An 18,160-nucleotide genomic window follows, 5' to 3' on the forward strand; every position below is an offset into this window, starting at 1 on the left:
ATATATCTGTGTATTGTTACGTAGAAAAAGGCGGTATCTCCTAATGGAGATACCGCCTTTTTCTGACTAGCACAATTAAATCATAACATAAATTCCTTTCCAACGCTTTGTCCCTCTTCTATACCAATAAACGTACCTACTTCCGCTTGTTTCTCTTTTAACTGCGACAAAATAGACGTTGGTTCTTTCTTCTCCACATCTCCCCTTGTCAATTCTCCATCCATTTCTAATAATAGATTTAATTCAGTTAATCGAGCTGCTTTTTCTTGTAGTGTTTGTTCCTGTGAAAACGGGCTGTTAATTTCAACTTTTGCTTTTTCTGTTTGTGCAATCATATTGTCTAGTTTTTGCTTAGACTCCACTAATTCTTCGCTAATTCCTTTAACTACATTTTCCATGCGTGTCATATTCCCTACCGCATCATTTCCTAGACTTAATTTATAAGATTCGGCATGTTTCAAGCGAATATTCGCCTTATTGTAATACGTATCGTACGTATACTCCACATCAAAACCTCGATAAATTCCAATGACCTGTGGTGTTTCTGTATGACTTGCTTTTTTGCTGATGGCTAGGAGTGTTTGTCCTGCTATTTCTTTTTCACGGAAGGTCACCTCTTGTAGTTGTATGGCGAAATCTTGTTCCTGCGTTTCCATGGCTAGACTCAAATCCGTGGTTTGTGCCTGAACCATCGCTTGTAGCTGCTTGATTTGCTGCGGGTAACTGGTCCGAACATTATCTTCTAATTGTTGTTTTTGTGTTTGAAAGTTAGATTTTAAGAGCCGTAATTTGGCAACTTCCACATCCAGCTCCATTTTCTCTTTGATATGCGGATTTCCAGCGCAGAGGGCTTTTATTTCTGCAAAGGATAACGCGGCTTCATCCATATCATCGCAAGCACGGACAGGAGATTTAGACGTCATGATTTGACTGATAAATTTTTGCTTTGTTTCGTTGGTTTGGTACATGTACGCGTCAAAGGTTCCCTCGGTCACATAGTTTTTAATATAGACCTCTTTATTTTGATTCCCTTGTCGCTCAATTCGTCCACCGCGTTGCTCCAAATCAGAGGGACGCCATGGGCAATCTAAATTGTGTAAAGCGATTAATCGGTCTTGTACATTGGTTCCTGCTCCCATTTTTGCTGTTGAGCCGAGTAAGACCCGCACTTGTCCGCTCCGTACTTTCGCAAAAAGATCCTTTTTCTGTTTATCTGTTTTGGCATCATGAATGAATCGGACTTCTTGTTCTGGTACCCCGCTCGCTAGTAATTTTGCTTTTATATCGGTGTACACAGAAAAGGTATCGTGATCCTTTGGCGTGGATAAATCACTAAATACTAACTGCGTCAATCGCTTTTCCTTGGTCTGCTCCCATAGTTGAAAGACCTCTCGCACGCAGGCATTGACTTTGCTTGCCTCGTCATCCTCCAATAAATCATTCATCAGTCGTTGATCCAGACCGATTTTTCGACCATCATTAGTGATTTTCAACATGTTGTCTATCCATGGATCAACACTACCATTTCGTACAGCACTGGCACGTTCAGAAAGGGATTGCACCATCTTCTTTTGAATCTCGGTCGCTGGTACCACAACCGTTTCACGATGCACCATTGGCGTTGGTAAGTTTAACATATCCGCCGTCTGAATATCCGCAACTTCTTTAAACATCGTCATAAGTTCGGGCAAGTTGAAAAACTTCGCAAATCGGGTGCGAATACGGTAGCCTGTTCCTTCTGGTGCCAATTCCATCGCAGACGTTGTTTCGCCAAACGTAGCTGCCCATGCATCAAAGTGAGCTAATCCTTTTGCTTCCAACACATCATATTGAAGGTAGCGCATCATCGTATACAGCTCGGTCATCGAGTTAGAAATCGGTGTCCCTGTCGCAAAAACAACACCTTTCCCACCCGTAATAGCATCTAAATACTGGCACTTCATAAATAAGTCCGTGGATTTTTGTGCTGCCGTTTGAGGCACCCCTGCGACATTTCGCATTTTCGTGTATAAAAACAGATTTTTGTAATTATGTGCTTCATCGATGAATAACTTATCTACCCCTAATTGTTCAAAGGTCACCACATCATCTTTGCGCTTTTCTTTGGATAAGCCTTCTAATTTTCCTTCTAATGATTTTCGGGTTCGCTCTAACTCCTTAATGGCGAATCGTTCCCCTTTATGTTGTTTCAATTCTTTAATCCCTTCGGTAATTTCCGTTATTTGCTTTTGAAATTGTTGGACTTGTCGTTCTGGTGAAATAGGAATTTTCTCAAACTGAGAATGTCCGATAATCACCGCATCATAATCTCCTGTCGCAATACGCGCACAAAACTTCTTGCGGTTCGCTTTTTCAAAGTCTTTATTACTGGAAACTAATAGATTCGCGGATGGGTACAACTGGAGAAATTCAGAAGCAAATTGCTCAATAATATGGTTGGGTACGACAAATAAATTTTTATTGGATAGCCCTAATCGCTTACTTTCCATCGCCGCGGCCACCATTGTAAATGTTTTGCCTGCGCCTACGACATGACCAAGTAACGTGTTCTTTCCATACAAAATGCGAGCCACACCATTTTGCTGATTGGCTTTTAATTGAATATCAGGGGTCATGCCGGTAAAGGTAATATGACTACCATCGTATGTCCGTAATCGGGTCGTATTAAATAGCGCATTATATTCGGATACCAGCCGCTCCCGTCGTTCTGGCTCAGCAAATACCCAGTCTTTAAACGCTTGCTTGATAGCTTCTTGTTTTTGTATGGCTAGAGTTGTTTCTTTTCGGTTTAGTTCTCGTTTTTCTCGCCCCTCACTATCACGCACGGTATCATAAATGCGCATATCACGCAGGTTGAGTGTCTCTTCTATAATTTTATAGGCATTCACACGATCTGTTCCATACGTTATGTTCGCTGCAACATTCAAACTATCACGATTTTTATTTTGTACATGCCATGCATTCGTGTAGGTCGCATAGTGTAACACAATAGTATGTTGCATATATCTTGGTGTTTTTAATAATTCAAACATAAATTGCTCCACTAACGTTGGGTCTATCCATGATGCCCCTAATCTCACGTCGATTTCACTGGCTACTAATTTTTGTGGTTGTACTGCCGTTAGTGCCTCGATGTGCGTTTGGAAGATAGCATGATGTGCTGGTATCGTTTGTAGTAATTTTTCGACTAACGCTAACTTGTTACACACTTCTCCAGAGAGGTATTCATTTGCCATCACAAAATCAAAAGCTTGTATATCAAAAGCCTCACTCGGTGATTCCTCCAAATGCCAGTGACTAAAATCACGAAAAATAACACCTGCTAAATCACTTTCTAATTGCTCCTCAGATAAACCACTTAATTCAGCCATAAAAGCCATATCAATTTTTGCTTTCTCATTCAGTGACACGACCAAAGCATCTTGTGCATTTTCGACATGTGTGATGACTTTTTGTTGCTTGATTGTTCGCTTGGTAAACATATCCGCTTTCGCTTTTAAGGTGCCATCTTCTTTCAAAATTTCTAACGAGCAGAGCAAATAATACGCGGAATCATTCGCAAACGCTAATTTATTTCCTTGACTGTTGATTAAGCCATACTTTTTGGTGAAAGCATCATAGAAAGTATTTAATTGCTGTTGTTGCGCTTGGATCGCTTCCTCCGAATGACCTTCTAATTGGTAGTCCATCAATGTGTGCACGCAGTCGCGCAAAGCAACTAATCCTTTCACACGCTTCATCGCAGTATCTGATAATACGACACGGTGCATCCGTGCATCTTGGCGAAAATACAAATCGTCATTCACTAAGGTATAACTAAAATTTCTAACTGTAGGATCGGCTAATAGGCTTGCGTCTTCCTCTCTTTCTTCTGTTAGTGATTCCAGTGACTCACCTATCTCTATGTGCTGCACAGCTTCTTGTAATTGGTTTTCTAAAGGAGTATCAGGAAATGGTAAACAGACGCTCGCTTCCTCGTCCCCATACTGATTCGCTGAAAAAGCCATCTTTCCCAACACCATTTCTGGATGTTCAACAAAATAACTATTGATTGGAATGTTATCCTCTGTATAACCAAGATACACCCAATCAGGCTCTATATCTACAAGATGGTCTCGTTTTTTCAGAAATAAAATGTCACTGGTTACTTCGGTGCCTGCATTTTTTTGAAACGTATCATTTGGTAATCGTATGGCACCGATAAGTTCTGCACGTTGCGCAAGATATTTCCGTACGCGACTATCTTTCTTATCCATTGTTCCTTTCGAGGTTACAAAAGCAACGATACCGCCAACGCGAACTTTGTCGAGTGCTTTCGCAAAGAAATAATCATGCACCATAAAGTTGTGCTTATCATACGTAGCATCTGGAATTTTATACGCACCAAAGGGAATATTCCCAATTGCCACATCAAAAAAATTATCTGGTGTGGTGCTTTTCTCAAAACCAGTAATTTGAATCTCAGCAGTCTGATACAACTGTTTGGCAATACGTCCCGTAATACTATCAAGCTCAATACCGTACAACTTGGATGCTTGCATCGAATCTGGTAACAAGCCAAAAAAGTGACCCGTTCCAAGCGCAGGTTCCAAAATATTACCCGAGCTTAGTCCCATTTTTTCAACGGCTTCATAGATTGCTTTAATAACAACTGGTGGTGTATAAAAGGCATTCAGCGTGGATGCTCGCGCGGAAGCATACTCTGTTTCTGGCAACAAGGTGACTAGCTCTTGATATTCTTTTTCCCACAGCTTATTTTCATTGTGAAAAGCTTGCGATAAACCACCCCATCCAACATACCGTGCTAAGATGTCTTGTTCTTCTACCGTGCCAAGTCTATTTTCACCCTCTATTTGTTGCAATGTTTTGATGGCAGCGACGTTATTCGCAAACTTAGATTTGGCACCGCCAGTCCCTAAGTCAGTATCCACAATGCGATAATCATGCGGTGTTGCTTCTATCACCGTTTCTTTTTTTGTCGCATCCGCTTCTTTTGTGATGATATAGCCTTCCTCATATAGGACACGCTGCATCTCAAGAATCACTTCATGCCAGTCATACGCAAGAACCGTTGGGAGTGCATTTCCATCATCATTAGCAATTTCCAATGTAATTCCATGGCGTGTAATAAAAACATCCACCTGTTCACCCGTAGCTAACTCACTGCTCTCCGATGTCCCGATATACTGTTCAAGATAAGCTTCTACACGTTCATATCCATTTTCAAAGCCGAGTAAATGCACCATTTTTTCTTTTTCCTCGGCATCCAAGAAAATCATGCTTTCTAGCACATCATCTACATCTGTATTATCCTTAGTTCTTGCATCATCCGCGTGGTATTCAGTAGCTTCGTCAGGTTTCGCTTCTAGCGTATTGAAAAGGTCACTTTGTACAGGTTGTGGTGGTGACACTTCCTCTAAAAACACATCCATGGCTATCATCGTATCAATATAATCCACCACTTCATTCCATGCATGAAAACTTTCTGTACTAAGCGTCATAAAGTTGCCTTTCCAACAATGCAAGCCATTCTCATACGCTTTATACCCATATCTTAAGTTGTCTTCACCCACTAATATGCCACTATACTCATCATTAAAGGCAGATTTTATATAGATTGCTTTCTCTTCCTGACTCAATGCCTTTTGGAAAAAATCATAAATATCCTTTTGTGTCAATTTGAGCAAGTTCGATGTTTTGATTATATCAAATACTTCTGCTTCTGAAAGTGAAGGCTTGGTAACAATGTACTCAAATGTATCTTTGTGAGAACTGGCTTCCTTTATGAACTCATTATCGTCCAATTCTTCCTCATCTTCCTCTTGCGTAGACGAAAAAGCCGAGTCAGGCTGATTCCCTAACTCGGCTTTCGCTGTATTCCAATTTTCCTTTTCTTGTTGTGTCATAAATCGATTTGTCTGCACTAAGCGTACCATCATTTTTAGGACATCTTGCCATTTTAACAATACCCGCTTATCCGTTCCCATGAGGTCAATCTCATATCCTTTCGGACTAGCGTGTTGTGATAGACGTGTTCCAGATACCGCAGGCGTATGACCACTTTGACCAAATAATTTTTTCAGAAAATCAATATTTTGTTTATTGCTTTCTCCCTTATTCAGTTGGTCATAAATTTCTCCTCTTATACGGACATGTTCATTCACCAATACGGCATCAATGACTTTTTGCTTAAAAACAAACGGCTCTTCTTGCACTTCTGCTTCTCCAAAAAGCGTAAATTGCGATACTTCATGCACAGGCTCGTCTACTAACTTATCCAGTAGAATCATACCATCTAAATACGCTACAACATTTGCCCAGTTTTTCTGTGTTTCAGCTGTACGGACGGGAAAATGACCTTCCCAGAAGTGGACTTGATGTTCCTCTATTTGATAACCAACTCGGATGGTATACTCTACTCCAATTTCCACATCATCCTCTGTTTTTTCATTGGAGTACATGTTTAATATATCGTGTATCGATTGTTCTTTTTTTATGGTTACATCAAATTCGGTCACGCCATCGTTAAAAATAGCTTTTAAATACGCTACTTTTTCTTCCACAATATCATGAGAAAGAAAAAAGGACTGAATATCCTCATGACTTGCTTTGAGAAATTCAGTGCCTTTTATAATCGCATATACTTTATCTGTTACTAAGTGGTCGTAGCGGATAAGCGGGGTTTCTTCTAAACGTAAATCAGTTCCTGTTTGATGCTTTCCTCTGCCTGTGCTTTCAGTGTATTCATGTGGGTCACCCATGCCATTTGGCTCGTTTCCCTGCTCGGTGCTTGGTTCTTCTCGAACAATTGGTCCATCAGAATCTCCAACCGTTCGTTCGCTTCTTGATCTACGGTTTGTAGATGGTTCTTCAATGTCCTCTCTAAAATCATTGTTTGAAATACCATTGGTCTCTGTTCCTTGAGATACGTTTGTCTCATTAATCCGTATTTCCCTAAGGCCTCTGTCACTGTCATGTGATTCACTTCTTTCTATTTGTATTCGATTCATCGCCCGCACTTCTTTAGCTACTTGGCTCAATACCTGCTCACTTAGAAATTGAATACTGTGGGTGAGACTGCTTAAGGCGGCAACGGTATTAAAAGATTGTATGTGACCTGCCTCTTGATTAAAATAGGCTTCAAAAGGTAGCTCTAATCTTTTAAAGATTTCGTAGTTTACATAATACTCTATCTTCTGAACGAATGCAAGCCTTAAATTAGTATCATCTAATTCTTCTAAAATACTATGCTCCACTTGATAGCATAGGTCGTTCCATTGGTCGCTTACATACTCCTCTACCATGTCATGAACGATAGAAATAAGTTCACTTTCTATGTCAGGATACGATTCAGTGGTTGTACGGAATGTTGCTAACGCTTGATTTAATGGTGCTTCCTGTTCCTTATTCCACTCCCAAAGTACCGATGCTGCTTGTTCTTGATTTTCAATAGCTTGTATATCATAAACGGTCATTTCTGAGAATCCATCTTCACCTAAAATAGTAATAATTGGTGCGTTTTCTATCAGCTTGCAACCAATATTTCCCCATATTTCTTTGGATGCCACAGCTTTTGCGTCGGGTGCTTGGCTATAAATCAAGACTTGATTATACGATGGATATTTGTATAAATACGCGGCACTTGCCATAAAGGTTTGAAATGCTTCTGTATTCGAAAATTGAGCGAGGGTTTGATTTAATTGGGTATACATAGCCGCACCTCCTAATCATTCTTCGCCTCATAGTATTCGGTATAATCAAACGAAACCAGCTCAAATACATCGTCATCAATAATTAGTAATTTACCGATAATGCCATTAATCAGTCCCATCATTTCATAATCATAGACGTATGGTAATGCGTCTTCTAACGATTGTAACAAATTCATTCGTGACGATACGTCATACGCAGCTAATAAGTTTTGTTCTTCTAGTGTAAATAAGTCCATTAAGATAACCCCATTTCTTTTGTTTTAGATGGTATTGGATTACTTTGATCCTTTTGTAAAATCACATCTTTATTTTGTGATAACTTGTCCAAAATAGACGTCTTTTGTGGTGCCTCTTTGCCTTGATTTTTTTCCTGTACAAGTGATTTATACTGTCCATCTAATTGTTTTATTGCGCTCATGGTTGTATGATGTACCGATTCCAATAACCCTTTAAATTGGTTCCTATCTGATTTGTCTAAATCACGCGCAAGACCTAATAATTTTCCTACATCCATCGCTACACCATAGTTATGACAGATGGCATAGACTGCACTTTCCTTTTCAAATGCTTCCATCGCTTCTGATTTAGGTATACGTGTGGTTACGCCTCGTTCATCTTTTACGAAAACATCTTTCTTATATGTTAATTGTTGCTCCACAAAGCCTTCTATCGCACTTTTTGCTAAGGTGTGTTGGTCTTGCGAGCTCATATCTGAAATAGTAGATAACGGTCTGTCCGTGATTTTTTCGATGGTTTGTAAAATCACTTCCATTGTTTTCGGTTTGATTTCCTCTGGTACAAGCGTTCGCTCCCCTTTTGTTTGTTCAATATCAAATACGGCTTCGGTTTTATAGTTAGGTATGGTAATCAGTGTTTTCTTCGTAATCGCATTTCCTGCCTCATCACGCAGAATCGTATTTGTCTTCGGATCAAGGACTTCTTTATCCACTTCCATCTCGTAGGAACTGTGTTTTAGTAAACGCATCGACTTACTTTTTGCACTAACCTGCAAGTTATATTTTTTTCCCCAGTTATCATACGTTTCCAATTTTGTTGCGTTGGGCATGGCTTCATGAATCAGCAAACTATTATTTAAGGTATGCCCTTGTAATTGACCAACATGTTCTAAATAGATTTTATATAATTGTGGTGTTTCTAAGTTTTCCATGCCTCGAGCAATCGCTTGATACGCTTGATTTAACTGTTTCTTGTTGTACTCGTTCAGCTCGTCTGGACTAAATCTCTTATCTCCTGCCATTGTTTCTGGCTCCTTTCCTTTTTATCGTTCTAAGTCCTTTTTTATGGATTTTGATTTTATTTGCTTGTCTTGTGCTTGTTGCTTTTCTTCTAGCGCCGATTGGATCGATTTTGTAGGTAATACACGGAATGCATCAGGTATGTTCGCTTGCGTTTTATAATAGACCTTTGACCGATGTAATCGTTCTAAAAAACCATTTCGCGTCATATATGCTTGTGTGTTTGGTCTTGGCGCATTTGCTACAGCTGGCATCTCCACATGAATGATACGATTTATTTTCTTTGGAAGATGGAGGTCATCTCGGTAACGATTTGCCATTTCTTGCATTCCTTTATCGTCCTGTACTAGATTAAAACGTCCTGTATTCATGATCATATTGAGAATATCAAACTCTTTTTTCACAGGAAATACTTCTAAGCAAGATTCAAATATCGCTAGCTCTCGAGGTGATTTCGCTAATAATTGGATTCCTTCCCCTATCGTATTTAAAATATCCAGATGTGTTTTGGCATCTAGTTTTTCAGCTAGATGAGCGACAGGACTCGTTATCCCTAGACAGATATAATCCGCTTGTTCTGTTAATCCTATTCGTTCAAATATACGTTGCACGCTCTCTTTTGTGGTAGGAAATGGGAGCCATTCTCCTTTTATATCACTCGTTTCTAAACTCGCTTTATTCGCAATATAAATCGCTAGACATTTCACATCTGGCACATCCGCATTCATTTCATCTTTCCATGCTTGCGCAAAATCTCGACCATCAAATCTTTTTATTACTATGTTGTCTTTCATTTTGTTCTCCTTCTTATTAGAAGAGGATGCAAAGACGCATCCTCTTCAGTCTTACTTCTTCTTGTTGATAAATTCTAGTTTAAAATTGACATATTTATCGCCAGTATCATCTAGGACAATATTGGCATCATACGTTTTTCCTGTCTTTTCGGAATACAATTTAGTAACTTTACACTTGCCTTTTTCTAATAAAGTCTTGGCAATTCGTTTTGTTAATTCCTTCTTTTTTGATGTAAAAAATTTATTGTTTTTCCACATAATAAATCCGCAGTCTTTATTCACACAACCAAAAGCTTTGTGAAATTCTTGAACCTCTGATTGGCAACGTGGACATTTACCAATAGATTCTTTTTCTTCTATGAAAAGACTAGCTAAATCAACATTCTTTTCTTGATTATTAGCTATTAGCTGCTCAACAAACTGCTCTATCGCAGTCATGAATCGTTCGGGTTCTTCCTTTCCTTCCTCCATCTGAGCTAAGGCAAATTCCCATTCTGCTGTTAATTTAGCTGATTTTAAAGTATCTGGTACAACTTGGATGAGAGCTATACCTTTTTGTGTTGGTATCATCTGCTTACCTTTCCGTTCCACAAACGTGCCTTGCACTAATCGTTCAATAATTCCAGCTCGAGTTGCGGGCGTTCCTAAGCCTTTATGTTCGAAGTCTACTGTATCCTCCGATTCTTCGGCACTGGCTCGTTCCATCGCTGAAAGTAATGTATCCTCGGTAAAGGATTTTGGTGGACTTGTAAAATGCTCATTCACTTGTGTCGCAAAGTCTTCCATAACTTGAGCTTCTTCAAAGGAATGTTCATTTGGCTTTTCAGCTTTATTTTCCTGCTCTAAATCAGCAAATGCTTTCCAACCATTTTCAAGTATTTGCTTGCGCTTAAGTGTAAACGCTGCTTTTCCTGAATCAATGGTTATCACTTGCTCTTCAAATAAATGTGATGGTGCGGTTGCAACCATAAGTCGCTTAGCAATGAGGATCAAAATATCTTGCTCCACTTTTGGAAGTGCTGTGATATCCGCTCGTTCTATTTCTTTTGTTACTAAAATGGCGTGATGATCCGTTACTTTGCCATCATCTACAAGCCGTTTTGTATCAGGTATGTGCGTGATTCCTGTGGTCATTGGTAATCGGTCAATAATCAATGGAATGAGCGCTAATGTAGTTTGCTCCATGTCTTGTGTGATATAGCAACTATCAGTTCGTGGATAGGTGACTAATTTCTTTTCGTAAAGAACTTGTACCGTATCCAATGTTTGTTTCGCAGTTAAGCCAAATTTTCGATTGGCTTCCCGTTGTAACGTGGTCAAATCATACAGCTTTGGTGGATTATTTGTCTTTTTAGAAACAATGATGGACTTTACTACTGCACTGTTACAACCTGCTAGCAAGTCTTCCGCTGCCTCTTTATTTGCTATTTTTTCGCTTGTAAACTTGTTTTCTTCCACCGCAATAGAAACTGTGTAATAAGCTGTAGGTTTGAAATCACTGATTACTTGTTCTCGCTCGACAATCATCGCCAGAGTTGGTGTTTGTACTCGTCCAATATTTAATTTGGCGTTATATAGCGTGGAAAACAATCTTGTTGCGTTGATACCAACTAGCCAGTCTGCCTGCGCACGACAGAGTGCTGCATGATACAAGTTGTCGTACGTGCTACTTGGCTGTAAATTGGATAATCCATCTTCAATCGCTGATGATTCCATGCTTGAAATCCATAGGCGTTCGATTTGTTTCTCACATTGTGCCTGCTCATACGCAAGTCGAAAAATGAGTTCTCCCTCACGCCCTGCATCGGTTGCACATACAATACTTTCTACACGCTCATCCGCCATCAATTGCGCTACAATCTGATATTGAGCTTCTTTCCCTTTGAGCACTTGATACAGAAAAGGATCAGGCATAATTGGTAGATCAGCTTGATGCCACTTCTTATAACGTTCGTCGTATACTTCTGTTGTGGCAAGTGCAACTAAATGTCCGACACACCACGTCACCACGAAGTCCTCATTTTCTAGATAACCATTCTGACGCTTCATACCTCCAAGTACTTTAGCGATGGCTTGTGCAACGCTTGGTTTTTCTGCAATCACTAATTTCATTCGTCATCACCCTCTTCATACTCAACTTCTAAGTCATATACATCATCAGACTGGTTTTGTTCTTTTCGGTAACTTTCCACTTCATCTACAAACGAGAAATCTTCCAAATCCTCCGCATCATCCAAATCACGTTTTGGCTTATAAACCTTAAAGTAATAGTACGCACCACCAATACCGCCAATGAGTGCTAGCCCTAGTAAAATCATTGGTAAATAATTCGTTGATGTGGGCTCAGGAACTTTCTCCGTAGCTGCTTCTGAATCTGTAACCGCCGTCTTGTCCGTTTCTTTTTCTGGCTTTTCTTGAATAATTGGTTCTTCACCAGCAACTAACTTAGCTAAGTCTTCTTGCGTGACATCGGTTAAAAGGTACACATTATCACTCGCTTTGGTGTTATCAACAATAATGTAAAAAACCTGTTCATCTTTAGTCGTTACAGTGTAGAATGTTTTGCCGTCTCCTGTCGTATTATTACTTTCTACCACACTACCGCCACCACTTGGCTTGTCAGATTCCTCAATCGTGACATCAGTATCCGAGGTATCTGTCTCACCATTCGTTTCTGCTGTACTAGAGTCAGTGCTAGGGATTTTAGGTGTAACAGTAACATCTCCAGTCCCATCCTTTGCTTGCGCCATAACGAGCGTGTTTGGTGTAAAAACACCAAACAGACTCCCTGCTAATAGTAAATTTGCGATTATCAACTTATACTTCATGATTTGCATCACGCTCCATTTCTTTATTTTTTTCTTCTTTTTCGATCACTTTTCGCATATCTTTGCGCTTATTTTTAAGCAACTCTAATGCTTGTAATAACTCTTGTTCGGTGACTTCATACTTACGAACAAGTTTTACAATATTAATATTTTCAACTTCTACTTTTCGTTCCCGCAAGTCTTTTAATTCTTGTTGGAACTTTTTAATGCGCTCTTCCATTTTCTCAATGGAGAGATTAATTCGATCTAGCTTCAAAAAATTCCTCCTTCGTTTTTAATTTTTTAATCGTCCAAAGCCATAGAAATGTTGTTGCCAGTATGGCGAATCAATGGAGCTATACTGAATCGGGTCACCACAATGCAACATCTTTCCGTTGCCTACGTAAATACCAATATGCGTGACTGGTCGTCCCGCAGGGTATGTTTCTGTGAAAAAAATCAGGTCTCCTGCTCGTGCTTCTTCACGACTAATTTTCGTCGTTTGGTCATAGATTCCTTGTGCAGTTGTTCGTGGTAGGTTGTGTACGCCTGAATTTGTGTACACCCACGAAATGAATCCTGAACAATCGAAACTAGCCTCAGGTGTGGAGCCACCAAATACATAAGGGAAGCCAAGGTATTGTTCAGCGTACGTAATCAGCCTGTTATAATCCGCCGTACTCATCGCACCATTAGTCGTGCCAGTTCCAATATTGGACTTCGATTCTCCAACATTGCTAGCGTAAAAATAAGCATCCATCCATTCTTCTTCGTAATAGAATTCAAGATGAAGATGATTGCCTGTACTTGCTCCAGTTGTTCCAACAAAACCGACCACATCACCAACTTTAACCGTTTGTCCTTGGCTGACGTTCAATGTCTCAAAATGGGCATACAAACTCTTGTAGCCTTTTTCTTTATCTTCCACAATGACATAGTTACCATAACCCCCACTTGAAAAGCCTGCGGTTGTCACAATACCATCATGAATCGCTTGCGTTGGTGTGCCTGCTGCCATACCAATATCTAGCCCTTTATGCAGTTTAATTTCACCCGAAAAAGGATCGGTGCGATAACCAGGATAGCTTGTAATGTTAGGGTACCAATCGAAGTTAAAAGGACTACCAAAATTTTGACGATTACCCCGCGATTCCATATACACTTCATACAGCGCTAACTGGTCATCATTTAAGTTAGCATGGATATAATCAGTCATGGAGGTTTGCTTTAAGGTAGAATTCAACTGCTTGATGGTTTCCGTTGTTGTCACCGTCACGGTATTTTTATTACCATTGGCGAGATACGCATCTACCGTTTTATGCCCCCATTGAATCGCTTCTTCATGGGTATCAAAGTAAATATCGAATGCAACTCCAAATCGTGCAAAGTTCCCTGTATCTTCCACAGTATACTCAATGCCATTCATGATAATCTTGGTTCCAATAGGCACAACTGGATTTTTCGCATCAACTGCAATTGTATGTTTCGCTCGTGGCATCACACCACTCCCTGTTGGTCCACCTGTCCATTGACCTGTACAAATCACACAACTACAATATGCTGATGTAACCACTTTTCCTAAGCTCTCACCAACTTTTATTTCCTTCGTCACCGTTCGAGTGATCGTTTCTTCTTTTAGCTCCAATTGATATTGCGCCTGAAATAATTTATCAATCTCAGCCTGTACATCGGGATAATGAAATTCTTCAAACTTTGCAGAGAGATAGCTAATAAGTTGCACAGGGTCATGTTCAATCGCACCAATATTATAGTTGTACTCGTCATAACCACCATGCTCATGTTCAATATTATTTATCTTCTTTTGCAATTCTGCCTCCAATTTAGTGTAATAGAGCTCTGCTTGATTAATATCACTATCATCGGATAACCACGTAGAGGCAACGACCATTGTACCCGTTTGTGTCATAATGGCGGAACACATCGACAAAATGGTCGATATGAATACAAACAGTAAAATGATGACACCTACAATTGCTACTATTTTTCGCTTTGCAAATACTTCTTTTGCTATTGCTCCTGCTTTTTCAATGCCACCTTTGATACGCTTTACATTGGTAGTTGTTGTTTTTGCCGTTCCCGCGACTTTTTTCGCTTGTGCATACTGTTTCTTGATGTTGCGTTTTTGAAGTAACTTATTTAATAGATTAGTTGATGGTTGTTCGGATTTCATTCGCTCATACATATAATTCACGTTTGCTTTCGTTAGCTTCACTTCTGATTTTTGTAATCGTTGAAATGCTCGTTTCTCCTGTAATCGCGTATGTTGTTTAAGTTTCTGTGAGCTATGTTCGACAAGCTTGGTACTCTTATGGCTCGCTTCTACACCCACATTTTCATCTTCGTGTTCTGATACTTTTTGATGTATGGATTGACTCATTTTTCGGGATAGTTGGTGCGCCTTTAATTTGGCTTTATTCGGCAACCCTACCTCTGGTGTCTCCGTTTCCATATCAAAATAGAAACGACGCTTTATCTTGCCTTTGGACTCATCGGTCACCCATTCACTTTTCAACACGCGTTTCTGCGGTAAACGTTGCTTTGTCTTTTGAAATTTTTGTTCCGCACGATTGGCTTTTCCTTCAAGTCGGTCAAGCTTCTTCTCAAAGTCTTGCTCCGCTTCGGTTTCTTCACTGTTGAACTGTAACGGGCTATCACGATCAGTACTTCGTTCAAATCGTTCTTCCTTTTTCATCTGTCACCTCAATTCTTAGAAAAGAGCATTCCCAATGTTTCGAGAATGCTCTAACTCCTACTATTTAGTTATGCCACTTCATCAGGTTTCGTCGTCATAATCTTATACAGCTCCGTATCTTTCGGGAACTTATCAACAAATGGGATAATCACATTCCCATAGAAAATGAGTCCCTCACCTTCGTTACTATTGGTAACATAAGATAATTGATGCGGCGATATATTCAACTGTTTGGATAAAATTTGACGGTCACCACTGGCTTGATTCAACATATAAATGAAATCACTATTTTCAAAGATATTTTCAATCTCACGACTAGCGAGCAAATCTTTAATATTTTGGGTAAGCCCTGTTGGAATCCCACCCCACTTACGGAACCTTTTCCAAATCTCCACTGAATAGGCAGCCGTCTGTTCTTCTTTAAGCAGTAAATGAAACTCATCAATGTAGTACCATGTAGATTTCCTCTGCGCACGGTTTAATGTGACACGATTCCATACTTGATCTTGGACAATCAACATACCTAGTTTCTTCAACTGTTTACCAAGTTCCTTAATGTCAAAACAAACAAGACGATTATTAATATCCACATTCGTTTGATGATTGAATACATTTAAACTCCCTGTGACATAAATCTCAAGGGAAGTTGCAATACGTGTCGCCTCGAGTTCTGGCTGTGCTTTGAGAACGTTGTATAAGTCTTCTAAAATTGGCATGTTCTCAGGGCGTGGATCAAGTAAATAATCTTGATAGACAAAGCGCACGGCTCGGTCAATCAAGGTTTTCTCGACTGGCTCCAAGCCATTTTTCCCACCAACGATTAATTCACACAGCGACAAAATAAAGTCGGCTTTTAGGGATAGCGGATTGTCATCATCGCTGTAATTCAAATTCAAATCCATCGGATTCACATATTGCGTACTCGTCGGCGATATTTTTATGACTTGCCCACCGAGTGTGACGACTAATGGCGCATATTCCGATTCAGGGTCACAAATGATAATATCATCGTCAGTCACTAAGAAGACATTGGTGATTTCTCGTTTCGCACTAAAGGATTTACCGCTCCCCGGTGTTCCTAAAATGAGTCCATTCGGGTTCTTTAACAATTTTCGATTCACCATAATCATGTTCGATGATAAGGCATTTAAACCGTAGTACAGACTATTCTGTCCTTGAAATAACTCTTGGGTCGTAAACGGCACAAAGATAGCGGTACTTGATGTTGTCATCGCTCGCTGAATCTCAATTTGATTTTGCCCAATCGGCAGTGCGCTCATCAAGGCGGCTTCTTGTTGGAAGTCTAAGGTTTTTAGCGCACAATTATATTTCTGCGCAATTCCTCGTGCTTGAAAAAGAGTATCCTCCAATTGTTGTTTAGAGTTAGCAGTATGTGTAAACAACACTGTAATTAGAAATAGTCGCTCATTTCGTGACTGTAAATCCTCTAACAATGACTTGGCTTCTTTCCCATACGTATTCAAATCGCTCGGAATAATATCCATGTCATAGCCTGCACGTACTGCCTTTTTCTGCTCCTCAATTTTCATTTTATCTAAATCGGTTATCTTGCGTTTCACAGTTTTAATCGCCGATGCTTGATCCACCGATTCAATATGAAAGTTAATCACTTGATTGCATTCCATTTCCAGAAAATCTGCTAACATGCGGTCTGTGAGTTCTGGCGCTAATATTTGAAGAAAGGACGAACTACCAAAACTCTGCCTGATTTTGAAGCTGTCGGTTTCTCGAAAATCAAACGATGCGGGAGCAATAAAGTCCTTCGTGGAAAGCCCTGTTCCAGCAAGTAGATTCCAGTTATTAAATAGAAATTTGTCTTGAGTATTGGGATGTAACACATCATGAAAAAGCTTCAATCGCTCAAAGCCATCCAGTACATGCGCTAGGACACCAAGAGTTTTAAAATTATTCAGAATATCCATCTCAATTCGCTCTAGTCGGGTTTTTGCTTCCCGAATTGAATTAGCTTCAATCCCAAATGTCACATACTTTGTGCGTACGAGTCCATTGTTTCCTTTCGTCAATTGATTTTTTAACATGGTCGCATACTCTAAACGAATCTCATCAAAGCCATCCTTTTGCGGTGGAATATCAATTGATTTTTCAAAATCAAGTATATCCACAGACTGATTGATAAACGACATTTGGATATGAATACTACTATCAAAATAATTGAGGAAATCGCAGTAGTTTTCAAATATCGCGTGCTTGTCCTCATTTTGAGCTAGCTGATAATTGATGTCATAAAACTGAATTGTTTTCGTGTACAGTCTGTCATTGACCTTACAGACCCCTGCTTTATTAATGCTTTGATACGGAATTGTCACTTGCGTGCTATCCTTGTTTTGTGTTTGTTGCTTCGCTTTTTTAATCGCCCGTGCAACACGTCGCTTTTCACTCGATGTTAATTTTTTATTAGGTGTAATCACTAATTGCTTCGGCTTACTTTTTGTAGCGTTTGGTTTGGCGTTTTTGCTTAATAGGTTTTTGAACAATCGGCGTGACCTCCTTTATTAATTGGTTTTGTTGTTCTAATAATTTGTAGTAATTTTTCGTGCGATAGATACGCTTTCGCTTCTTTATAAAGCGAGAACGGATATAATTTCGCGCTAGCTTTTCAAACGGTTGCCCGTCTTTTTCAAATAAAGCGACAAAAAATAGCGGTAGCATGATGATAACCATGGCAATTGCCGCTAAATCGGTACTAATATGTTGTTTTAAAAAAAGATAGCTTGGGGTTCCTATGGCTCCTGCTATACTAAAACAAATAAGTTGGCGCTTGGTTAAATTAAACGCCACCTTTGTTTTCACCTTTGTCAAATCCTTGGGGACTGGCACAAAAGGCATCGAATCACTC

10 protein-coding genes are annotated in these 18,160 nt (G+C 39.7%); all 10 read right to left on the minus strand.

Annotation, left to right across the window (positions count from 1 at the left end):
- Positions 1-80: 80 nt before the first annotated feature.
- Positions 81-7,712, minus strand: a complete 7,632-nt coding sequence (locus UE46_RS11315) for a helicase-related protein (RefSeq protein WP_051492824.1) — start codon at positions 7,710-7,712, stop codon at positions 81-83.
- Positions 7,713-7,723: 11 nt separating this feature from the next.
- Positions 7,724-7,948: a transposon-transfer assisting family protein gene (locus UE46_RS11325; RefSeq protein ID WP_036059523.1), complete on the minus strand. Its 225-nt coding sequence runs from the start codon at positions 7,946-7,948 to the stop codon at positions 7,724-7,726.
- Complete coding sequence (locus UE46_RS11330) at positions 7,948-8,970, minus strand: hypothetical protein (protein WP_036059525.1); 1,023 nt, start codon at positions 8,968-8,970, stop codon at positions 7,948-7,950. The genes UE46_RS11325 and UE46_RS11330 overlap by 1 nt, the downstream gene beginning before the upstream one ends.
- Before the next feature lie 21 nt (positions 8,971-8,991).
- A complete protein-coding gene (locus UE46_RS11335) occupies positions 8,992-9,762 on the minus strand; it encodes an antirestriction protein ArdA (protein ID WP_036059526.1) in 771 nt (256 codons plus the stop codon).
- Positions 9,763-9,813: 51 nt separating this feature from the next.
- Positions 9,814-11,874, minus strand: a complete 2,061-nt coding sequence (locus UE46_RS11340; protein WP_036059528.1) for a type IA DNA topoisomerase — start codon at positions 11,872-11,874, stop codon at positions 9,814-9,816.
- Positions 11,871-12,590, minus strand: a complete 720-nt coding sequence (locus UE46_RS11345; RefSeq protein ID WP_051492825.1) for a CD1107 family mobile element protein — start codon at positions 12,588-12,590, stop codon at positions 11,871-11,873. The genes UE46_RS11340 and UE46_RS11345 overlap by 4 nt, the downstream gene beginning before the upstream one ends.
- Complete coding sequence (locus tag UE46_RS11350) at positions 12,580-12,846, minus strand: DUF4315 family protein (RefSeq protein ID WP_036059529.1); 267 nt, start codon at positions 12,844-12,846, stop codon at positions 12,580-12,582. Before UE46_RS11350 ends, UE46_RS11345 begins: the two co-directional genes overlap by 11 nt.
- Positions 12,847-12,864: 18 nt before the next feature.
- A complete protein-coding gene (locus UE46_RS11355) occupies positions 12,865-15,282 on the minus strand; it encodes a CD1108 family mobile element protein (RefSeq protein ID WP_118907629.1) in 2,418 nt (805 codons plus the stop codon).
- A gap of 68 nt (positions 15,283-15,350) precedes the next feature.
- Positions 15,351-17,798 carry a VirB4-like conjugal transfer ATPase, CD1110 family gene (locus tag UE46_RS11360; RefSeq protein WP_459166160.1) on the minus strand — a complete coding sequence of 816 codons (2,448 nt, stop codon included), beginning with the start codon at positions 17,796-17,798 and terminating at the stop codon, positions 15,351-15,353.
- Positions 17,746-18,150, minus strand: a complete 405-nt coding sequence (locus UE46_RS11365; RefSeq protein WP_036059531.1) for a PrgI family protein — start codon at positions 18,148-18,150, stop codon at positions 17,746-17,748. The genes UE46_RS11360 and UE46_RS11365 overlap by 53 nt, the downstream gene beginning before the upstream one ends.
- Positions 18,151-18,160 lie beyond the last annotated feature (10 nt).

Source organism: Listeria weihenstephanensis, assembly GCF_003534205.1.
GTDB classification, from domain to species: domain Bacteria; phylum Bacillota; class Bacilli; order Lactobacillales; family Listeriaceae; genus Listeria_A; species Listeria_A weihenstephanensis.